Consider the following 14,987-nt stretch of genomic DNA (forward strand, 5'->3'; position numbering starts at 1 on the left):
CAACTCCCAGGGACCTCGGACAGGTTCTCGCGACCCCGGACAGGTTCTCGGGACCCCGCACAACTCCTCGGGACCCCGCACAACTCCTCGGGACCCCGGACAACTCCCGGACTTCGGACAACTCCCAGGGACCTCGGACAGGTTCTCGCGACCCCGGACAGGTTCTCGGGACCCCGCACAACTCCTCGGGACCCCGCACAACTCGTCGGGACCTCGGACAACTCCCGGACCTCGGACAACTCCCAGGGACCTCGGACAGGTTCTCGCGACCCCGGACAGGTTCTCGGGACCCCGGACAGAATCTCGGGACCCCGGACAGGTTCCGGGCGCCGCAGACAATGCATAACCTGTCCGAGGTCCCGACTTCCCGAGCCAGGCCCCGGCAGCTGTGCATCGGCTGGGCGGGTGATCGGTGGCGCGGGACACCACCTGGGGACCTTGGACAGGTTCTGGGGGCTCGGGGATTGGATCGGCTGGTCGGGGTCGCCGGTTGTTGTGGTGGGGTTGGAGTGGTGGGTGGGGCGGGAGGTGGGCTGGCTGGTGGGGGTCGGCCTTGGGGCGGGTAGTCTCACGCAGATCTGTTCGCCGGGGGTGAGAAGGGGCGTGGATGAGGCGTCGGGTTGTCGCGACGGGTGGTGCCGTCGTGCTGTTGCTGCTGGCCGGGTGCTCGGACTCCGGGAGCCCGGGCACGGTCTCGGGTTCCGGTGAGCCTTCGCAGACTGCTGGGCCGGCAACGACCACGGTGGCCGTTCCGACCGGTCCGCCGCCCGCGGCCGCGGCGGCGCTGGGACCGACCGGACCTGGTACGGCGAAGCCCTGCCAGGGAACCGCGATCCCGGTGGGCAAGGACCCGCAGTCGGTGATCGACGCGGCGCCCGAGAGCACGGTGTTCTGCTTCGCGAAGGGTGTGCACCGGATCAGCCGGACGATCAAACCGCGGACCGGTGACACGCTCGGTGGCGGTGCGGGCGTCGTACTCACGGGATCCGTGCGGCTGACCGGATGGAAGCGGTCCGGCAACGCCTGGGTGGTGCGTGGCGCGCTGCCGGCGGCGTACCCGCTCAAGGGCCAGTGTGAGGACAACCAGGCCAAGCCGTGCCAGCGCGGCGAGCAGGTGTTCGTCGACGGGAAGCACCTGACCCGGGTGATGCGTCGCAGCGACCTGAAGCCGGGAACGTTCTTCGGCGACTACGCCGCGGACGCTGTGTACGTCGGAGACGACCCGGACGGCCATCAGGTCGAGCTGTCCCGGACGCAGACCGCGATCGACAAGTCGGCCGACAACGTCACCGTGACCGGGTTGACGATCGAGCACTTCGCCAGCCGCGCACAGGGCGGTGCGCTTCAGGTCGGCCGCGGATGGAAGGTGACCGGGAACGAGGTCCGCTGGAACCACGCGGTCGGGATCATGGTGATCGAGGGCGACGGCGCCACGCTGAGCCGGAACACGGTCGCGGACAACGGTCAGCTCGGGATCGGGCAGTACAAGTCGGCCGGCGTACGCATCACCGCGAACCTGGTCACCAGGAACAACACCGACGGGTTCTGGATCGCGGACTGGGAGTCCGGCGGGATCAAGTCGACCCGGTCGTCGGGTGAGGTGAGCGGCAACGACATCGTGGCGAACCGCGGCATCGGGATGTGGAGCGACATCGCCGAGTACGACCGCCGGATCACCGGGAACCGGATCCGGGACAACGCTGCCGACGGGATCCGGTACGAGATCAGCTACCAGGCTTTGATCGACCTGAACGTGGTCGAGAACAACGGCTTCGGCACCGGCCGCGGCTCCGGCGGGAGCCTCTGGGACGGCGGCGGCATCAACGTGAACACCTCCGCCGACGTCCAGGTCCGCGGCAACCTGGTCAAGGACAATCGCAACGGCATCTCGATCCAGTCCCGCACCCGGGGCGACGGCCCGCGTGGCACGTACGTCCTGACCGGCGTCGTGATCGAGGGCAACATCGTCGTCATGGCCGACGCCACCGCCACCACCGGCGTGGTCGAGAACAAGGGCTCCCCCACCAAGCCCGGCGCCGTCACGTTCCGCCGCAACAGCTACCAGATCGCCGGCAGTCCGGCCAACCGCTTCGCCTTCCGCGGAAGAACCATGACGTGGTCGCAGTGGCAGCAGGCGGGCTTCGACCAGGACTCAGTGACCGGCTAGCGCGCGACTTCGCGAACGTATTCGGTCGGCGTCGCACACGGCGGCGGCGACCAGCAGGTGCAAGGTCATGGAGCTGAGGTCGGACAGGCCGCTCTCGTTGAGCGAGGCGGCGGTGACATAGCCGAGCAGGAGTGCTCCGCAGGCCCGGATGTACGGCGTGGGCGCGCGGAGCACCGAGATCCACGCGAGGATCAGGGCGATCGCGACGATGGTGACGGCCAGCAGGCCGGTCTCCCAGTAGAGGCCGAGCCAGCTGTTGTCGATCGCCATCACGTCGATGTCGCCCTCGCCGCGGCGCAGCAGCACACGTTTGTTGCCGAGCCCGTGGCCGATGATCGCGGTCTGGATGGACACCTTCTCGTCCAGCACCGCCTGCCAGCTCGTGGTCCGGCCGCTGAGCGAACTGATCTGCTGCGCCCCCTGCCCACGCAGCAACCACGCGTGCAGGGATCCGATCGTCAGGAACGCGAGCCCGAGCAGCCCTGGCACCGCCAGGCTGGCGATCCGTCCGGCCCACGTCTTCCGGGTGACGATCAAGGCGATCACCAGCCCGAGGGCGACCGCCGCCGCCGACGTCCGGGTCCGGCTCGCCGCGATCAGTACGCCGCCCAGCCCGATCAACCCCACGGCCGGGAACAGCGACAGCTTCCGGCAGATCAGCCCGATCAGCGCCAGCCCGAGCAGGATCGCGCCGACCTCGCCCACGCGCGGTGGCAGCATCGGGATGATCACGCCCTGCAGGCGGTACCCGGCGCCGAGCGACCGCAACGGCCGCCACGCCTGCGACGGCGCGTACGCCAGGCTCAGCACGACTGTTGCCGCCAGCAACAGATGCGCCCAGAGGTGTGCCCGGATCAGCCGCTCCGGAACCTGCACCAGCGGCCGCCAGAGCAGGAACACCAGCACCAGCCCGATCAGGAACCGGGCCAGCCGGGTCAACGGTCCCATCGGCTCCGCCAGCAGGAAGGCGGTGGCACAGGCGAACAGCACGTACATCACGTACATGGAGCCGGCCGGATTCACCCGGGTCCGGAAGCCGGGCTTGGTCGCCGCCAGCGCGATCAGGAAGATGGCCCCGAGCAACAGGCCCTTCATGACGCTGTTCGTCGACCCCGTCGTCCCCTGCGGTGCGGCCACTCGTGACGACCAAGGCTGGACGCCGAGCACGAACAGGCACCACAGCACCAGCCAGAACCAAGCCGGCTTCTCGATCTCCCCCGCAACCGTCCCCGGCACCGGTCGCGCCAACCGGGTACTGCCGTAAGGAGCAGCGATCGTGGACCGCATCATGACAACACAGTCAGCGGATCGGCGGCACAGCCGAGTCGAGCGGCTTGTAGTTCAGCGGGATGCCCAGCGTCTCGTCCTGGGGCGAGGCGCCGATCAGGACGACGCCCAGCACCGGAGCGCCCGCGAACTGCAAGGCGCCGGTGAGCCGGGCGACATCCATCTCCTTGTCGAGACCGACCTGCACGACGAGTACCGACGCATCGACAGCAGCGGCGAGTGGCGTGATGCCGTGCCGCCCGACCGACGCCGGACCGTGGATCACCACGGAGTACCCAGGCGGCAGGTCAGCCACGATGCCCGGCACCAGCGACGGCCCGACCGCCTCCGCGGTCTCCTCGTGGTTCAACCCGGGCGGCAGCACGTAGAGGTCGGCGACCGTACCCGGGCGGAACAGCTTCCGCGCCCGGATCGCCCGCGTCGCGGCCGGCTCCATCACCAGGTCGGTCAGGCCCTCGTGACCGGTCAGGTGCGGCAGTACCGGCGGACCTTCGATGTCGGCCAGGACCAGCAGGGTCTCGCGACCGTCACGGGCGTTCGCCTCGGCCATGGCCAGCGCGATGCCCGCCGAGTTCGGCGTGGGCGACGCGGAGACGACCAGCAAAGCGCCCGGGCCGCCGCCGGCGAAGGCCCGCGGGTTCAGCTCCCGGCGAGCCAGCGCGCCACTCGCCTCGGCGCCCAGCGCGGTGATCTCGTACTGCGGTAGCTCGGGAGCGGCCCGGCGCCAGAACCGGCGACGGTGGCCCTCCGACGCCGCGATGACCGGCGAACCGGCCGCCCGCGCCGACTGGTCGCGGGTCAGGATGTACGGCGTCAGGTGGGACCGGAGCAGCGCCAGGCCGAAGCCCAGCACCAGGCCGAGGATGCCGCCGACCAAGATGTCGCGGGCAACCATCGGCGAGGAGCTCGCAGTGTCGGTCGTGGCCGGGGTGACGAGCTCGCTGCCGGCACCGACCGTCGTCAGCGCCTTGAGCATCGCGGCCGCGTCGTCAGCCGCCTGGCGGGCCTCGGTGGCCAGGCCGACCCGCTGGTCGCGCAGTGCGGCGGCGGTCTGGTTGTCGTCGCGCTGGATCGCCTCGTCGATCTGGCTGACCAGGCTGCGCGACTGCTGGGTGGCGGTCTTCGACCGGGCCTGCGCCTGCTCGGCCAGGTTGGTCAGCAGCGCCTTGGCCTCGTCGTTGCGCTGCTGCAGGTAGATGGTCGAGATCGCGTTGGCCCGCTCGACCGCCTTCTCCGCGGTCGGGCCGTCGGTGGTGATCAGGTAGGCGTTGTCGGTGACCGCCTTGACCCGGGTCACCGCGGCCAGGTCCTGGAGGGTGTCCTCGTTGTCCGGCATCCCCAGCGACTGCACCACGGCCCGCAGCAGCGTCGGGCTGGCCATCACCCGGGCCTGCGTCTCGGCCGGCAGATCCATGCCCAGCGGACCGGTCTTGTCGGCGCTCGTGGACAGCTTGCCCACCAGGGCCGGCGGCACCGCCGGACCGATCACCAGCTGGCTCGACGCGGTCCACCGTGTCGTCTGGGAGAGCGCGAACACCGAGGCGCCGACCAGTCCGAGCAGGATGCAGCCCATGATCAGCCACTTCTGCCGTAGCAGTGACTGGGCGGTCTCCCGCCAGACCACGGTGCCCGGTTCCATTTGCTACCTCACTCCTTCGCGCCAGCGCCCCAGGATATAGGCACCAGGGCGCGCGGTGGACACGGCATCTCGTCGCGTGCCTTACTCTCTCCTCGGGGGTTCTCTCGGGGGTTCTGGAGAACCAGGGATGGCGCCCGTGGGTGGCGCCCGTGTCCGAGGGGGACATCGCAGGATGCAGAAGAGATGGACGTTCGCGCGTCTGGGGATCGTGGGCGCTCTCATCGCCGGGTCGTTGGTGTTCGTGTTCGCGCCACCTGCGCAGAGCACCGAGGCCTCGCTCTCGGCGGTCAACAGTTCGACCTGGCAGACCAACGGCAGCGTGCAGGGCATCGCGGTCGCGGCCGGGACGGCGTACGCCGGCGGCCGGTTCACCAGTGTCCGTCCGCCGGGTGCCGCAGCCGGGACCGGCGAGGTCGCCCAGGCGTACCTGGCCGCGTTCGACGCCACCACCGGTGCGCTGGTCAGTTCGTTCAACCCGGTTCTGAACGGCCAGGTCTACGCGGTGGCCGCCACCGCGGACGGCGCGCGGATCTTCGTCGGCGGTGACTTCACCACGGTGAACGGCCAGACCCGGAACCGGATCGCCGCCTTCGACACCGCCACCGGCGCCCTCGTCGCGAACTGGAAGCCCTCGGTCTCCTTCCGGGTCAAGTCGATCGCCGTGTCCGGTACGACGGTCTACTTCGGCGGCTCGTTCGGCCTGGTGAACGGCGTGGACCGGCTGCGGCTGGCGGCCGTCAGCGCCGACCTCGGCACCCTGTTGCCCTGGGCACCGGCGACGAACGGCGACGTGTACGCCGTGGACGTCGCCGACGACGCCTCCAAGGTGTACGCCGGTGGCCAGTTCAGTACCGTCAACGGCACCAACCAGAACACCGTGACCAGCCTCGACCCGCTGTCCGGCGCCGTACTCCCGTTCCCCGGTGCGTCCGCCGTACCGCCGCCGAACGGCTCGTGCACCACTCGGGTCAAGTCGATCGACGCCAGCGGCGACACCGTGTACTTCGGCAACGGCGGTGACGGCGGCGGCTGCTTCGACGGCACCTGGGCGGTCGACATCGCGACCAACACGCTGAAGTGGAAGAACCAGTGCCTCGGCGCGACCGAGGCGATCAAGGTCGTCAACGGCTGGCTCTACAAGGGCTCGCACGCGCACGACTGCGCCAACCAGGGTGCGGGCGGTTTCCCGCAGGGCTTCGACTACCGCTTCCTGCTGAGCGAGAAGCTGACCGACGGGTCGCTCGGTCCCTGGTACCCGAACACCGACGCCGACCCGAACAGCGTCACCAACGTCGGCCCGCTGGCCTTCGCGACCGGTGGCAACGACCTGTGGGCCGGCGGCGACTTCCTGCACGTGAACGGCGTCGCCCAGCAGGGTCTGACCCGGTTCACCAACGCGACCCCGGGTGCGGCTCCGGCGAAGCCGGCCAAGCTGCTCCCCTACAGCGTCCAGCCGGGCGTGGTGCAGATCTACTTCCCGACCGTGCTCGACAACGACGACAGCACGCTGACCTACCGGCTGCTGAAGGGCTTCAGCAACACCACGATCGCGACCTGGACCGCCACGTCCAAGCCGTGGGACCGGCCGTGGCTGCACTTCACCGACACCACCTCGGTGCCGGGTGAGGTGACCAACTACCGGGTCGAGGTGACCGACGGCAGTACGACGGTCCGCGGCAACTACTCGGACCCGATCACGGTCGCCACCACGGCCTCGACGGCGTACGACCAGCTGATCAACGCGGACGGTCCGCAGGCCTACTGGCGGCTCGGCGAAGCAGCGGGCACGACGACCTCCGTCGACGCCTCGGGTCAGAGCAACAACGGCACGTTCACCGGGGTCACGCTGGGCGCGGCCGGCGCGATCACGGGCAACACCGCCATGACGGTCAGCACGACCACCGGCCGGATGGTCGGCGAGAAGGCGTACAGCATGCCGCAGCAGTTCACGGTCGAGGCCTGGGTGAAGCAGAGCGGCGTCGCCCGCGGCGGCCGGATCATCGGCTTCGGCAACTCCAAGACCGGCAACAGCGGCGGTGGCGGCGACCGGATGCTCTACATGCGCACCAACGGATCGATCGTCTTCGGTGTGAACGACGGCACGCAGCGCACGCTGACCAGCCCGTCCGGCAAGAACGACGGGCTGTGGCACCACGTCGTCGGCAGCTACGACAACGGCATGATGAAGCTGTACGTCGACGGCATGCTGACCGGGAGCGCGCTGGTCGGATCAGCCTCGGTGTACTACGGCTGGTGGCGGGTCGGGTACGACAACACCAACACCTGGCCGGGTGGCGGAGCGACCCAGACCGGCATGGGGATCGACGAGGCCGCGGTCTATCCCTACGCGCTCACTCCGGCGCAAGTGCAGTCTCACTACGTGGCCCGCTGACCGGCCCTGTCTGGGAGTTCTGGCACAAAGTCATAACGCGCGTGGGAGGTCCGCTTCCAGTGGGCCTCCTACAGCGCTAATGTCCGCTGCTGGTGCGTGATGAGGCACGCACTGTACGACCCCCGCCTGTCCGAAGGACATCAATGAAGAAGTTAGTGCTGGCCATTGTCACCGGCGCGGCTGTACTGGCCGCGGCGCTGATCCCCTCCGGACCGCCGGTGGTGGCGGCGACTCTGGGTTTCGGCTCCGCCGTCTCGGCGATCAAGCAGACCTCGTGGCAGACCAACAACAGCGTCAACGCGCTCGCGATCAGTGGCAACACGGTCTTCGCCGGCGGCTTGTTCACCAAGATCCGGCAGCCGGGCAAGCCGGCCGGCCAGGGCGAGTCCGTCCGCACCTACATCGCGGCGTTCAACCGGACCACCGGAGCTCCGACCGCGTTCGCGCCGACGCTGAACGGGCCGGTGTACAGCATCGCCACCAGCGCGGACGGCAAATGGGTCGTGATCGGCGGTGACTTCACCACCGTCAACGGCATCAAGCGCAGCAAGATCGCGATGTTCTCGGTCGTGACCGGGAAGCTGGTGGCGGCCTGGGACCCGGTCGTGGCGGCCCGGGTGAAGGCGCTGGCCATCTACGGCAACAGTGTCTACATCGGCGGCGCGTTCGGCACGATCGACGGTACCGTCCGCAACCGGCTCGGAGCGGTCCGGCTGATCCAGGGCGACCTGCTGCCGTGGAACCCGAACGCCAACAACGACGTGTACGCGATCGACGTGTCCGACAACGGCACCCGGGTCTTCGTCGGCGGCCCGTTCAGCACGATCAACGGCCAGGACCACTACTCGCTGGCGATGCTGAACACCACCACCGGCGCGGCCTACTCGTTCCCGGCCGCGGCGGCGATCCCGAAGCCGACGGCGACCTGCACGACGCGGGTGAAGGACATCGACACCCTCGGCGACAAGGTGTTCGTCTCCAACGGCGGTGACGGAAGCGGCTGCTACGACGGCGTCCTGGCCGCGCAGGTGTCCACCGGCCAGCTGCTCTGGCAGAACAAGTGCCTGGGCGCGACCGAGGCGATCAAGGCGATCGGCGACTGGGTCTACAAGGGCTCGCACGCGCACGACTGCCGCTCCTCCGGCGCCTTCGGCAACGGCACCGGGACGCACTATCTGCTGGTCGAGAGCGCGATCAACGGCAACCTCGGCCCCTGGTTCCCGAACACCGATGCCGATCAGGGCAGCACCACCCAGGTCGGGCCGCTGGCGATGGCCGGCACCAGCACCGACCTCTGGGTCGGCGGCGACTTCCTGAACGTGAACGGTAAGCCGCAGCGCGGTCTGACCCGGTTCACGAACACGCCGGGCGGCGCGATTCCCGCCGTACCGAAGACTCCGATGGTGACGGCGACGTCGGCCGGCCGCGTCTACGTGAAATACTCCGACGTGTACGACCTGGACAACCTGTCGCTGACGTACAACGTGTTCCGCGGATCGACGCTCATCGCCTCGGCCAAGTACACGACGTACTTCTGGGAGCTGCGGAAGTCCTACACCGTCATGAACCGGGGACTGACGCGTGGCTCGACGTACACGTTCCACATCGAGGCCCACGACGGCCGCAACATCGTCAAGAGCCCGTCAGTCACCGTCAAGATCCCGTAACCCGGTGCTCCATTACCCGGCCCAAGGGGGTCTGCCCGTTCGGGCAGACCCCCTTGCCGTAGGCAACCGGTGGGGGCTGCCCGTCGTGTGGAGCCGCCCGAACATCACCCTGACCGACCCCGCAGCTCCCTCCGGCACCTCGCAGATGTACCGCATCGAGGTCTACGACGGCCACAACACGGTCCGCGGCGGCTACTCCACCATCACCGTCCCCTGACCACCCACAACGCCAGGGGGTACCCCCTCGCGTGGGTGAGGGGTGCGGGGGTTAGGGGCGAGATGGGTGGGTGGGTGGGGGTGGGGTGGTGCCGCGGTGGGCGGTTATGGCTCGGTGGGCTTCGTTCCACCAGAGGAGGAGGGTGATGGAGGAGGCGGTGGCCAGGCCCCAGGCGGCGCCTTTGGGGCCCCAGAGGAAGGCGCCGGTGATGCCGCAGGTGATCAGGATGACCGAGGAGATCAGGCGGACGCGGAGGCCGCGGGTGGCGGCGGTGAGGGCGCGGAGGATGGCGAAGGCGCCGGCGTTGGACGCGCCCAGGGCCTGCAGCAGGATGACGGGGATCAGGACCTCGTGGGCCTGGGTCCAGACGCCCGGGCCGAGGAGCTGACGACCCACGAACGGCGGGAGCAACAGGAAGACGGCACCCCAGGCCAGCGCGCCCGCACCGACGCCGAAGGAGATGGCCAGGCCGACCAGCCACAGTCGACGGTAGGAGTGCCGGAGCGCCCGCGCTGCCTCGGGGACGGAGATCATCCGGATGCCCTGGTTGAGAACGTTCACCGGGCCGAGCAGGACCTGGGCGCCACGGATACCAGCGGTGGCGGCGAGACTCGCGGCGGCGGTGATGCCGACCATGTAGACCTGGATGGTGCCGGAGACCGCGAGCATCTCCCCCACGTACTTCGGGGTGATATCCCAGTTCCGCCGTACCCACTCGCGGATCAGTTGCCGTCGTGGCGCCACCCCGGCCTGGAACCGCCCGGCCACTGCCGCGATCACCGCACCCAGCCCCCAGGCGAACGTCAGCGAGAAGGCGGACGCAGTATCGGTGAGATAGAGCCCGCCGAAGATCGCCAGCATCGCGAGCAACCAGATCAGGTCGTTCACGAACGCCCGACGGCCCTCGCCGACGACGAAGAACGCCCACCGCCACGCATCCTGGAGCAGCAATCCCGGCATCGTCACCGCAAACGCAATGAGCACTCCACGAGACGGCACCCCCGGGAACGCCGCGATCGCCAGGCCTACCAGGAGTGCGAGGAATCCGGCCAGCAGTGCGGTCGCCGTACTGGCGCGAACCGCTCGCTGCCAGTCGGGCGATCGCTCACCGGAGTACCGGACGGCCAGCGGCTCGGTCGCGATCGCACGGGACACGTTGAGCGCGATCGTGTATCCGCCGAAGGCCAGCGCGTAGACACCGAAGTCGGCGACCGTGCTGGACCGCGCGACCACCACCCCGACCGCGAGGTTGCTCAGGCTCGACAACGCCTGATCGGCCAGACCCCAGCTCGCACGACCGGCCGGTCCGGCCAGCCGACGTAGCTTCGGCCGCCGGAACTTCACTCCAGCACTCTAGAGGGAGCGCGGAGGATGGCGGAGGATGCCCAGGGCGAAACGTGGGATGCCCAGCACATACCGCCGCCAGAGTCGCTTGGGCTCCTTGTAGAGCCGGTAGCTCCACTCCAGCCCGGCGCGCTGCATCCACAGCGGCGCCCGGTCCAGCCGGCCGGTGTGGAAATCAAACGCGGCGCCCACGCCGATCAGGATCGAGGCGTTCAGCCGATCCCGGTGGTCGGCCATCCAGCGCTCCTGCTTGGGGGCGCCGAGTCCGACCCAGATGATGTCCGGCCGCGCCTCGTTCATCCGCGCGACCACCGCGGCGTCCTCGGCCTCCGTCAACGGCCGGTACGGCGGGCATTCGGTGCCGACCACCTTCAGCGCGGGATGACGCTCCTGGAAGTTCCCACGCAGCTCCGCGGCCACCCCCTCGGCACCGCCGTAGAAGTACTGCGTCCAGCCACGCTCGGCGGCCTCCGCCATCACCCGCTCGAGCAGATCCGGTCCGGCGACCCGGTCCATCCGCTCGAACCCGGCCTTCTTACCCGCCCACACCAACGGCATGCCATCGGGAACCGTCAGGCCGGCCGTGTTGTAGACCTCGGTGAGCCGCTCGTCGGCGCGCGCGTGCAGCAGCGCGTTCATGTCGGTCACGCAGACCAAGTGCCGGTCGTCGTTGTCGATCCAGCGAGCGAACGTGGCGACCGTGTGGTCCAGATTCGTCACGCTGACATGGATGCCCAGCACATCGACGCGATCCGCGATGGTGGCTGCCGTCTGCATGTCGGTCATCAGTCAGTCCTCTGGGGTCAGCGCGGCCAGATCCGCGTCGACCATGATCCGGACGAGCTCGGGCACGTGCACCTGGGCTTTCCAGCCGAGCTCGGAGGTGGCTTTGGACGCGTCCCCGATCAGTGAGTCCACTTCGGTGGGACGTTCGTACCGCGCGTCGTAGTCGACGTACTCCTCCCAGTCCAGGCCGACGTGGTCGAAGGCCAGTGCGACGAAATCCTTGACCGAGTACGACGTTCCGGTCGCGATCACGTAGTCGGCCGGGGTGTCGTGCTGCAGCATCCGCCACATGCCCTCGACGTACTCGGGCGCGTAGCCCCAGTCGCGGCAGGCGGACAGGTTGCCCAGGTACACCCGGTCCTGGCGGCCGAGCTTGATCGCGGCGACCGCGCGGGTGATCTTCCGGGTCACGAACGTCTCGCCGCGGCGCGGGCTCTCGTGGTTGAACAGGATCCCGTTCACCGCGAACATGTCGTACGCCTCGCGGTAGTTCCGGGTCATCCAGTAGCCGTAGAGCTTCGCGGCGCCGTACGGCGACCGCGGGTGGAACGGGGTCTCCTCGTTCTGCGGCGGTGGCGTCGCACCGAACATCTCCGACGACGACGCCTGGTAGAACCGGCAGTCCAGCCCGATCATCCGGATCGCCTCGAGCAGCCGCGTCGTACCCATCCCGGTGGTGTCACCGGTGTACTCCGGCTCGTCGAACGAGACCCGGACATGGCTCTGCGCGGCCAGGTGGTACACCTCGGCCGGCTGGATCGAGGCCAGCAACGTGACGAGTCGCGACCCGTCGGTCAGGTCGCCGTAGTGCAGGAACAGCCGCTTGTCCTTGGCGTGCGGATCCTCGTACAGATGGTCGATCCGCCGCGTGTTGAACGTCGAAGCGCGCCGGATCAGTCCGTGCACCTCGTAGCCCTTGGCGAGCAGCAGCTCCGCCAGGTACGACCCGTCCTGACCGGTAATCCCGGTAACGAACGCCTTCTTCACGAGACATGCTCCCGATACCAGGCGTAAGTGGCGGCTACACCGTCTTCGAGGTCGATGGACGGCTTCCAGCCCAGCGCCAGCAGCCGGCTCACGTCGAGCAGCTTGCGCGGGGTGCCGTCCGGCTTGGACAGATCGTTGCTGATGGCACCGGTGTACCCGACGACGCGGGCGACCAGCTCGGCCAGCTCGCGGATCGTCACGTCCGCACCGACACCGACGTTGATCGGCTCCGGCGCGTCGTAGGAGTCGAGTAGGTGCAGGCACGCGTCGGCCAGGTCGTCCACGTGCAGGAACTCGCGCCGCGGCGTACCGCTCCCCCACAGCACGACCTCACCGGCATCGGTACGCCGGGCTTCGTCGAAGCGGCGGATCAGCGCCGGCAGCACGTGCGAGCTGGCCGGGTCGAAGTTGTCGTTCGGGCCGTACAGGTTCGTCGGCATCGCCGAGATCCAGGGCAGTCCGTACTGGCGCCGCACGGCCTGGACCTGCATGATCCCGGCGATCTTCGCGATCGCGTAGGCATCGTTGGTCGGCTCGAGCTCACCGGTCAGCAGGCTCGACTCGCGGATCGGCTGCTCGGCGTACTTCGGGTAGATGCACGACGACCCGAGGAACAGCAGCCGCCGCGTCCGGACCTCGAGCGCCGCGTCCATCAGGTTGACCTGGATGCGGAGGTTGTCGCTGAGGAACTCGGTCGGGTGGTCCCGGTTCGCCAGGATGCCGCCGACCCGAGCGGCCGCGTCGATCACCACGGCCGGCCGGTGCTCGGCCAGGAACTTGAACGTCGCCGCGCGGTCGCGCAGGTCCAGCTCGGACGACGAGGCGCCGATCAGGTACGTGTAGCCGGCCGCTTCCATCCGGCGCCAGATCGCGGAGCCCACCAGGCCGCGGTGACCGGCGATGTACACCGGTGCGTGAAGGTCCATCAGTATGCTCCCGCGCCATAGATCACCGCGCGCACGGTCTTCCAGAGGATCAGCAGATCAAGGGTCATCGACCAGTTGTCGACGTACCGCAGGTCGAGCCGGACCGACTCGTCCCAGGACAGGTCGCTGCGGCCGCTGATCTGCCACAGGCCGGTGATCCCGGGCTTGACCAGCATCCGCCGCGAGTCGTCCGCGGCGTACAGGGCGACTTCCTCCGACAGCGGCGGGCGCGGGCCGACCAGGGACATGTCGCCGCGCAGCACGTTGAACAGCTGGGGAAGCTCGTCGAGCGAGAACCGCCGGATCCAGCGGCCGAGCGGAGTCATCCGCGGGTCGTCGCGCATCTTGAAGATCACGCCGTTGCCGTCGCTCAACGCGTACAGATCACCGAGCCGCTGCTCGGCGTCGGCGTACATGCTGCGGAACTTCAGCATCGTGAACTCGACGCCGGCGCGGCCGACCCGCTGCTGCCGGAACAGCACCGGACCGGGGCTGGACAAGCGGACGGCGATCGCCAGCCCGATCAGCACCGGGGCCAGCAGGACGATGAACCCGAGGGCGATGACGCGGTCGAAGACGGCCTTCATCAGGTGCGGTCCGCCACTCACCGACGGGCGCTCGAGGTGCAGCAGCGACAGGCCGGCAACCGGGCGCACCGAGATCCGCGGGCCGGCCACCTCGATGATGCCGGGCGAGACGATCAGCTCGATGCCACGCTGCTCCAGCGCCCAGGACACCCGGCGCAGCGACTGCCCGGCCAGCTCGGGATCGGTCGCGATGGCGACCACCTCGACCGCATGCCGGTCGGCGGCGGCCAGAATGTCCGGCTCGTCCAGCTCTTCCGGCTGCAGTGGTCCGTTCGCGTGCCCGTCGCCGCGCGGCCGGCACGTCGCCACCACGCGGTACCCGTCGGTCGGGCGGCTCTCCAAGTGCTCACACAGCGTCGCGGCCGGACCGTTACGCCCGACCACGAGAACCCTGTGCATACAGCGGCCTCTGAGCCGATGCCGATGCAAGTCCTTCCGCAGTGCGTACCTCAGCACCAGGGCGGATCCGACCATCACCGGAATCGCCAGTACGACGAAGCCGCGGGCGATCTCCGTCTTGGTCACGTACGACGCCATCGCGACGGCTGCCGTGAGGCCGACACCGGAGCGCAGCAGCGAACGGAACTCGTCCGGACCGGCGCCGAAGTACCGCGGGTCGTAGCCCTTCGACAGCGCGACAGCGCCGACCCAGGCCAGCGGAAGGATGCTGCTCACGATCAGGTAGCCGCTGCCGACGTGGTAGCCGAACCGGGTCAGGAGAGCGATCGAGACACCGAGCATCGCGGCCAGCAGATCGCCGCCCACTGCGGCCCAGCGATACACACCTACCCAGCGCGGCTCGGTCGACCGCGAGGGAAGCGGGACGATCGCGGGCACCTCGTGCGGCACCACCCAGAGCGGCCGGCGGCCATCGACCGCATCCGGCGCCTCTGCTCCGCTCACACCGGCCCCTCGTCTCGCGCTGCCAACGTCCGAACACGGTGCGTGCCCGGCGCAGTCCGCAGTCTCCCTGTCAGAACTGTCAAAC

11 protein-coding genes are annotated in these 14,987 nt (G+C 69.2%); 4 read left to right on the forward strand and 7 right to left on the reverse strand.

Features of this window, described 5'->3' with window-relative positions; genetic code table 11:
• The first annotated feature begins 607 nt into the window (after positions 1 to 607).
• Positions 608 to 2,167 (forward strand): right-handed parallel beta-helix repeat-containing protein, encoded by a 1,560-nt coding sequence (locus ACZ3HV_RS35800; RefSeq protein ID WP_465691060.1) that lies wholly within the window; start codon positions 608 to 610, stop codon positions 2,165 to 2,167.
• On the opposite strand, the gene ACZ3HV_RS35805 is transcribed toward ACZ3HV_RS35800, so the two are convergent.
• Entirely contained in the window at positions 2,153 to 3,457 is a 1,305-nt protein-coding gene (locus tag ACZ3HV_RS35805; protein ID WP_465691062.1) for an O-antigen ligase family protein, read from the reverse strand. The two genes, ACZ3HV_RS35800 and ACZ3HV_RS35805, sit on opposite strands and share 15 nt — an antisense overlap.
• 10 nt (positions 3,458 to 3,467) lie before the next feature.
• Positions 3,468 to 5,093: a Wzz/FepE/Etk N-terminal domain-containing protein gene (locus tag ACZ3HV_RS35810; protein ID WP_465691063.1), complete on the reverse strand. Its 1,626-nt coding sequence runs from the start codon at positions 5,091 to 5,093 to the stop codon at positions 3,468 to 3,470.
• Positions 5,094 to 5,265: 172 nt separating this feature from the next.
• Between ACZ3HV_RS35810 and ACZ3HV_RS35815 the strand changes: the two genes are divergently transcribed.
• The 3 genes from ACZ3HV_RS35815 to ACZ3HV_RS35825 all read left to right on the forward strand — a co-directional run bounded on the left by ACZ3HV_RS35815 (position 5,266) and on the right by ACZ3HV_RS35825 (position 9,369).
• Positions 5,266 to 7,485, forward strand: a complete 2,220-nt coding sequence (locus ACZ3HV_RS35815; protein ID WP_465691065.1) for a LamG-like jellyroll fold domain-containing protein — start codon at positions 5,266 to 5,268, stop codon at positions 7,483 to 7,485.
• A 143-nt stretch (positions 7,486 to 7,628) separates the two neighbouring features.
• Positions 7,629 to 9,152, forward strand: coding sequence for a WD40 repeat domain-containing protein (locus tag ACZ3HV_RS35820; RefSeq protein WP_465691067.1), 1,524 nt, complete (start codon positions 7,629 to 7,631; stop codon positions 9,150 to 9,152).
• A gap of 85 nt (positions 9,153 to 9,237) precedes the next feature.
• A complete protein-coding gene (locus ACZ3HV_RS35825) occupies positions 9,238 to 9,369 on the forward strand; it encodes a hypothetical protein (protein ID WP_465691068.1) in 132 nt (43 codons plus the stop codon).
• Between the two features lie 51 nt (positions 9,370 to 9,420).
• Here the strand turns inward: ACZ3HV_RS35825 and ACZ3HV_RS35830 are convergent, their stop codons facing one another.
• From ACZ3HV_RS35830 to ACZ3HV_RS35850, 5 genes are read right to left on the reverse strand one after another with little or no spacing between them, the layout of a single operon-like run.
• A complete protein-coding gene (locus ACZ3HV_RS35830; protein WP_465691070.1) occupies positions 9,421 to 10,713 on the reverse strand; it encodes a hypothetical protein in 1,293 nt (430 codons plus the stop codon).
• Positions 10,714 to 10,722: 9 nt separating this feature from the next.
• Entirely contained in the window at positions 10,723 to 11,499 is a 777-nt protein-coding gene (locus tag ACZ3HV_RS35835) for a WecB/TagA/CpsF family glycosyltransferase (protein ID WP_465691072.1), read from the reverse strand.
• Between the two features lie 3 nt (positions 11,500 to 11,502).
• Entirely contained in the window at positions 11,503 to 12,486 is a 984-nt protein-coding gene (gmd, locus tag ACZ3HV_RS35840; RefSeq protein ID WP_465691074.1) for a GDP-mannose 4,6-dehydratase, read from the reverse strand.
• Complete coding sequence (locus tag ACZ3HV_RS35845; protein ID WP_465691076.1) at positions 12,483 to 13,412, reverse strand: GDP-L-fucose synthase family protein; 930 nt, start codon at positions 13,410 to 13,412, stop codon at positions 12,483 to 12,485. The genes gmd and ACZ3HV_RS35845 overlap by 4 nt, the downstream gene beginning before the upstream one ends.
• Positions 13,412 to 14,902, reverse strand: a complete 1,491-nt coding sequence (locus ACZ3HV_RS35850) for a sugar transferase (RefSeq protein WP_465691078.1) — start codon at positions 14,900 to 14,902, stop codon at positions 13,412 to 13,414. Before ACZ3HV_RS35850 ends, ACZ3HV_RS35845 begins: the two co-directional genes overlap by 1 nt.
• Between the last annotated feature and the right edge of the window lie 85 nt (positions 14,903 to 14,987).

It is taken from the genome of Kribbella sp. NPDC020701, assembly GCF_055562215.1.

What these genes read in the sequence shown, in the direction of transcription:
- ACZ3HV_RS35800 (WP_465691060.1), top strand. Translation starts at nt 608, where the DNA reads ATGAGGCGTCGGGTTGTCGCGACGGGTGGTGCCGTCGTGCTGTTGCTG.
- ACZ3HV_RS35805 (WP_465691062.1), bottom strand. Translation starts at nt 3,457, where the DNA reads ATGATGCGGTCCACGATCGCTGCTCCTTACGGCAGTACCCGGTTGGCG.
- ACZ3HV_RS35810 (WP_465691063.1), bottom strand. Translation starts at nt 5,093, where the DNA reads ATGGAACCGGGCACCGTGGTCTGGCGGGAGACCGCCCAGTCACTGCTA.
- ACZ3HV_RS35815 (WP_465691065.1), top strand. Translation starts at nt 5,266, where the DNA reads ATGCAGAAGAGATGGACGTTCGCGCGTCTGGGGATCGTGGGCGCTCTC.
- ACZ3HV_RS35820 (WP_465691067.1), top strand. Translation starts at nt 7,629, where the DNA reads ATGAAGAAGTTAGTGCTGGCCATTGTCACCGGCGCGGCTGTACTGGCC.
- ACZ3HV_RS35835 (WP_465691072.1), bottom strand. Translation starts at nt 11,499, where the DNA reads ATGACCGACATGCAGACGGCAGCCACCATCGCGGATCGCGTCGATGTG.
- ACZ3HV_RS35845 (WP_465691076.1), bottom strand. Translation starts at nt 13,412, where the DNA reads ATGGACCTTCACGCACCGGTGTACATCGCCGGTCACCGCGGCCTGGTG.